Here is a 6,110-nt window from a genome sequence, read left to right on the forward strand (position 1 = left end):
AGAAGATATTGGTGAGACTATGTTGATCAATCAACCGTCCCCCGTAAACTCAGATTAATATGAAGCTGAAGTCCTTTTTCATTCTGTTAGGTATCGCCACTGCGACCCTGCTACTGGTGGGGGTGAGTTTCTTCCTGACGCTATTAGGTGAAACTCCCCTATCGTTATTGAAGGCGAATGCCAAAACCATTCCTACAGCGACAGTATTTGTGCCCAAAAATGCGCCGTTTACGGCATCGTTGTTGGTGAACCCAGACCGCCTGGAAGCCTTCCGCCAGGTATTAGCTGAACCGAAACAAAGACAGCGATCGCATCAGGAATTTAACCGATTTAAAAAGATATTACTAGGGAATACAGGACTCAACTACAAACGGGATATTAAACCGTGGTTAGGGGGGGAAATAACCCTGTCTCTGATAGCCGCAGATATTGATCGCGACAGTAGCAATGATAAACAACCGGGATATCTTCTCGCCCTCACCAGCCAAAATCCCCAACAGAGTCAGGAATTTCTGGAATTATTTTGGCAACGACAAGCGGTGTCGGGAGTAATGGTAACCTCGGAAACCTATCGAGGCGTAAGTATTACCTACCGCCAAAGGGAGTCGGTAGAATTAGCGCCCACATTAGCGACAGCAGTATTAAGCGATCGCTTTATTTTATTTGCTAACTATCCCAAAGTATTGCGGGAAGCCATTAATAATTTCCAGGTATCAACCCTAAACCTAGCCAACTCCCAGACTTATCAAAAAGCGATCGCCGCTTTAGACTCCAGCCAAATTGGATTAGTATTTCTAAATTTAGGGAATTGGGAATTAACCCCCGATGAAATTAACGCCCTACCCATTCAACCAAGTTTAGCCCTCGGACTGACCCTAAACCCCCAAGGATTATTAGCAGATACAGCCATAATTGCTACCACCAGCGAAGAATTTGAGCCGCCGTTATTGTCAGAACCCCCCAAGGCTTTAAACTATATCAGCGCCAATAGTCCCCTAGTAGTGACCGGACGAGATTTAAACGATTTGTGGGCGCAAACCTCCGGGACTATCGGGAGTAATGAGACCTTGGGGGGAGTTTTAACACGCGCGCGGGTTTCCATACAAGAAAGTTGGGGTGTTGATTTACCCGAAGATATTTTTAATTGGGTAACAGAAGAATACGCCCTCGCCCTAGTCCCCCACCCCATAGGCGATCGCAATGATTGGGTATTTGTCGCCAAACGCACCCCTTTAGCCGCAACTGCTATCGAGGCTTTAGATGCGATCGCAACTGAGAGGGGTTACAGTGTCGGGAGTTTTGTATTAGGGGACTATACCCTATGGGCTTGGACACAACTTAAAACTGTTCCCATTAAGTCTAAAAATAAGACCAGCCCCAAAAAACAGGTGATTGAAGCGGAAGCCATGGGGGTTCACGCGACGGTTGGGGATTATGAAATTTTTACCACTTCTGTTGAGGCGATGGATGCAGCTATCCATAGGGTGGAAACTGGAAACATTCTGACTAATCCCGAATTTAGCAATAGCATCAAATTACTCTCTGGAAAAAATGATGGCTATTTTTATATTGATTGGGATGTCAGTCGGCCAATTTTACGCCAACAAATGCCTTTACTAAGATTGGTGGAATTATCCGCCCAACCCTTCTTTAATCATTTGCGATCGCTTACTATCAGCGCCAGGGGTCGGGAAAATGGCGTACAAAAAGCCACTGTTTTCGCCCACCTCCAATAAACTCCTAGTTAATTGGCTATCCAAAACATCCAGATTGGGCAATAATACAGATAACTCCTCGCACTTGATGTTAGCCTGTATTCAGGAGAATCATAAAATGAACCGTCATCTTAATGTAGTCGGACTGGGTGTAGCAACTACCTTGTGTTTATCATTGGTAGTACAGCCAAAAACCCTTAATGCTTCCGAAACAATTACAGGAGTTATTCTAGCCCAAAATCCCCCAGCAGCTTCTACCTATAACCCCGGACCTTGGCAACCTGTCGCCCGAATTAATCCACAACAGTCGGTTAACCTAACCCTCGTTAATCAATCTAGTGTTACCCTGGAGTATGGTTTGACCACCACGGGAACCGCCAATTTAGCTAATGGACAAAGTATTAGTTATAACAACCTTCCCCTAGATTCTTATGTCGTGATTAACCCCTTAGTTGCTTCTTTGAGTCTGCAATATAACCTCGAAGTTGTTAATAACAACATCACCCTCACAGTCAGACCTAGTGGCGACCAAGCTGGGTTACGCACTGTTAATATTCAATCAACTGGAGGTATTTTTATCTACTAAATTCTGGCGGACACCATAGGAAGTCATAGGCGATCGACGAAAGTTAAATCGCCACCTTAATATCGGGTTTCTATGAACATTTGGGCTAGGGAAATTAAGACTTAGCCCTAAACGCCAGAAACCCGTTTTTTGTGACTTCCTACCTGTCATCAAGCCTTTCTATTAAAGGTTACTTAAACAGCCCCCTATCCCTATATTAAAAGCTGCTGTATATGTCGGCATATAGACCATATTCTTGCCCGAATTAACCCCGGTTTATATTGATAGGTGATTATTCACCTTTTCTAATAAGTCAGTTAATTGTTTTTTGACCGATTCATGGGTATATTCATCATCAGGATGGGGTTCTTGTCCGGGTTGCTGAAAGTGAGGTAATTCATCATACATTTGTCCCCATTTAAAATCAACTTGTCGCACAAATTCATACAGTAATTCTAAATTAGAGGTAATGGATTCTAGGATATCGCGCAACGCTATTAGGGGTTGATTTACCTTTTTTGTAACTCCTGAATCATTTTTTACCCAAGTCTGCAAAACCATTTTTAATGCACCAGGGGAGTCCGAAAGATTTTTGCTAATAAATCCATTGATTTCATTGATAGCCTGGGTTAAAATGGGGATGGGTGATTCCCCCTTTAAAAAACTGCCTCCTTCCCTACCGATAACATCAGCCAAGGTGAATTGACGACCCGAAAGAATATCTCTGTCTAATTGATAGTCAGTTTCTGAGTTGGGGTTGGGTTCTGGTTTATTTGTCATAATTATGGGTGGTGATACCAATACTAGGTTTCATGAGGTTTTCCATCGATGCACTTAACAAATAACCTCAATTTCTGGGTTGTTTATTATCACAAATTACTCCAATTGTCAAGGTTTTTATGTGTGATGTTAAATGCTGAAAATCCCCTTGGGATGGACTGATAATAATGGCCGCCTTTGCAATCCTTCTTCGTGTATAATATGATTGGCTGCCAATAAGCCACTACTAACCGCCCTTTCCATTAAACCACAGGGAAAAGGCATTTTTACCCAATCTCCCGCAAATTGGAGATTAGGAACACCGGAATTTGTGCAAGGGCGATCGCTATAACTACCCGGTGGATAGCCGGAAAAGTTCTTTTGATTGACTAATTCTCGATGTAATAGCGTGGCATTTTGCAGTTCCGGGACTATTTCATATAGTTCTTGTTCAAAGGTAGTCAGCAAGGCTGATTGAGTGGGGAAATCCGCTTCTTTATAGCAGTAGGCGTGGAGTTCTACCACACTTCCTCCGGTCTGTTGATGCCACTGTTTATAAGTGTCTTGAAGGCGATGATATAGGGTAATGCTATCGGTTAATTGATAACCCGATACCGAGGTAAAATCGCTATGTTCCCAGGGAAAATCGCGGTCAAACCAGAATCGACACACCGCAAAGGGGTCAGCGATCGCTAATTTTTCGATCTGTTGTTGAACCTGTGGGTTAACATCCCCTGCAGACAGCGAAAATAAAGATTTAACCCCCGGAACATCAGTAGCAAATATGTAATAGTCCGCTGCTAAACTAATCGTAGATTGTGTAACAGATGTAACGGAAAGTTCAGAATCCGCCATTTTAGAGTAGAGCGAGCTTACCTCCTGTTTTAGCTCCCTATTATCCCCCCTACCCTTGGGGGGTTTGTTATTTTCAGCAATTAACTGTAGGCGAGTAGTGTCATATTGGAGAACCTTAAAGCGGGGTAAATCCTGTTTAGGGGGACCAGAAATCACCCGACCCTGTTGATCATAAATAGCGCCATGACAGGGACAGTAAAAACGTCCATCAGACTCCTGATTAACTGTACAACCTTGGTGAGTACAGGTGAGGGAAATGGCTTCCGTTTTGTCGGGGTTAACAGCATAAACTTCATCCGCCGCGCCAAAATATTCCCCAGTGTTTCCTAAACTGACATGGCGATCTACCCAAAAAGGTGCTAACCCGTGACGGTCTCCGGTGGTGTAGGTGAGGGAGTCAATTTGTCCGTCCCGCCATTTCACCTCAGAGACTGCGACTCCGGTGATAATTTTACCCCCTTTAGCAATAATTGCATCGGCTATGGGTTGGACGAGACTGCTACCCATATCTTCGCGAGTCCCGTCAAAGGCTAGTCCTTCTGGGTTCCCGAAAAAGTAGAAATGGAAAAACTGCATAAGTTCTCCCGCACTCAGAGAATCCGGCGCATTTAGGCTAGACTTAGCGAAGGGGAGAAAGTACAAGTCATAAAGACCCTGGGGAAATTCTCCCTTTACCCAGTCGCTGACGGAAATCTGATCTAGTCTTTCAAAGCTGTCGGGAATAGCAAAACCACCAATTTCTCGGAAAACTTCCCAGTGTTGGCGTTTAGTGAGGTTAATTCCCCACCGGAGTCGGTTGGGTGATGCGATCGCTAAATCTACTATATTCCAGGGAAAGGCTGAATGATTGGGGCGAAACACTTCCGGATCATAAGTGTTATTTCTCAGAACTACCGAGTAGAATTTAAGAGATAAAAAATTATCTCTGATGTGGAGTTCCTCAATGATGCTGTTCAGGTTATAATACTGGGGGAAAAAACCGTGGAACCCATGTTCCATCATAAACGTCTGGTTTCCTACCTGAATCGGCCAACTGGCAATTTTGCCACCGAGTTGGGGCGATCGTTCCAATAAGGTCACTGCAAACCCCCGTTGGCTGAGTTCGTAGGCACAGGCTAAACCTGCTAATCCGGCACCGACTACAACAACTTTTTTGGGGTTGTTTAAGCTATAGGGAAGAGCAATTGAGTCTTTTTCTGTGATAGTGGGTTGTGGTTTTTTGAATCGGGAATAGCCTAGGATTCCACCAGCTATACTGACTCCTAAAATCTTGATAGCTTGTCGGCGAGAAATAGATGGCAAATTTAGGAATTGATGAAATTCAGGCATTGGCAACTAATTAGTTGATTGAGATTAAGATTACCAGTCCCCATGCTATAATTAGCACTTGGGGTTGAGTTTAAAAACGGCTATTTTATAGATCATAACACGGAGTCTAAATTTTAGTCAGTCGGATTTCAAGATTTGGTGATTCTTGTTATTTAGGTTAAGGGTGTCTCTACAAAAACCATTAAAAGCTATTACTGAAGGTTGATTTATTTCGACTGATGGGATTGTGCTTGATTAACAAAAAGTGAGTTTTTGTATGATAAATAACCCTCCTAAAACTGTCCTAGTTGCTCAAATCTCGAAGCCACAGCAAATGATTTGGAATTTAATCTTGTCTTCCCAAGGTCTATCAGTTTACAACTACTATAAATCCTCCCATTTACAGTTATTGTTGCAGAAGAAATCTCTGATAAACCAGCTCCCTGATTTATGTATTGTTGATGTCATGTATTTTATAAAGCAAGAACAAAGCCCCTATGAATTTTGTCGTTGGTGTAATTTTAACTATCCCGAAGTTCAAGTTATTTTAACCCATGAAACCGCCGCAAAAGTCTCACAGGCAGAACGTCTTTGGGCTATCAGACAAGGGGCGCAGGATTTATTACCAGGATTTCCCGCCCTACACTTGCGGGCAGAAATTATTTTGGGATTGCAACGGGTTTTAGAGGTTCTGGATTTACTACCTATTGACCAAATAGAATTAGGTTCGGTCTTCGCCAAAATTCAGAAAATTATGTTTAATTACCATCAGTTAGACAGATTAAATATGGGGTAATTAATCAGGCAAAATAGATGTCAACCTGTGGGGTGCGTCAGATAAGGATAATTATAATCAAGGGAAGAAATGGATTTCTGACGCACCATGGCGATCGCTGTGCTGTGGTGCG

General features: G+C 43.1%; 5 protein-coding genes. 3 read left to right on the forward strand and 2 right to left on the reverse strand.

Annotated features, from left to right (window positions below; genetic code table 11):
* The first annotated feature begins 59 nt into the window (after positions 1-59).
* Positions 60-1,736, forward strand: coding sequence for a DUF3352 domain-containing protein (locus P5674_RS13815; protein ID WP_006617759.1), 1,677 nt, complete (start codon positions 60-62; stop codon positions 1,734-1,736).
* A gap of 97 nt (positions 1,737-1,833) precedes the next feature.
* Positions 1,834-2,301: a hypothetical protein gene (locus tag P5674_RS13820; RefSeq protein ID WP_014274977.1), complete on the forward strand. Its 468-nt coding sequence runs from the start codon at positions 1,834-1,836 to the stop codon at positions 2,299-2,301.
* A gap of 255 nt (positions 2,302-2,556) precedes the next feature.
* Here the strand turns inward: P5674_RS13820 and P5674_RS13825 are convergent, their stop codons facing one another.
* On the reverse strand, positions 2,557-3,060 hold the full coding sequence (locus P5674_RS13825; RefSeq protein ID WP_006617761.1) for a hypothetical protein: 504 nt from the start codon (positions 3,058-3,060) through the stop codon (positions 2,557-2,559).
* Between the two features lie 129 nt (positions 3,061-3,189).
* Complete coding sequence (locus tag P5674_RS13830) at positions 3,190-5,223, reverse strand: FAD-dependent oxidoreductase (protein ID WP_006617762.1); 2,034 nt, start codon at positions 5,221-5,223, stop codon at positions 3,190-3,192.
* A gap of 256 nt (positions 5,224-5,479) precedes the next feature.
* Here P5674_RS13830 and P5674_RS13835 point away from each other — a divergent pair, with 256 nt between their 5' ends.
* Complete coding sequence (locus P5674_RS13835) at positions 5,480-5,998, forward strand: hypothetical protein (protein WP_006617763.1); 519 nt, start codon at positions 5,480-5,482, stop codon at positions 5,996-5,998.
* Positions 5,999-6,110: the final 112 nt, after the last annotated feature.

Source organism: Limnospira sp. PMC 289.06 (assembly GCF_032350395.1).
GTDB lineage: Bacteria > Cyanobacteriota > Cyanobacteriia > Cyanobacteriales > Microcoleaceae > Limnospira > Limnospira platensis.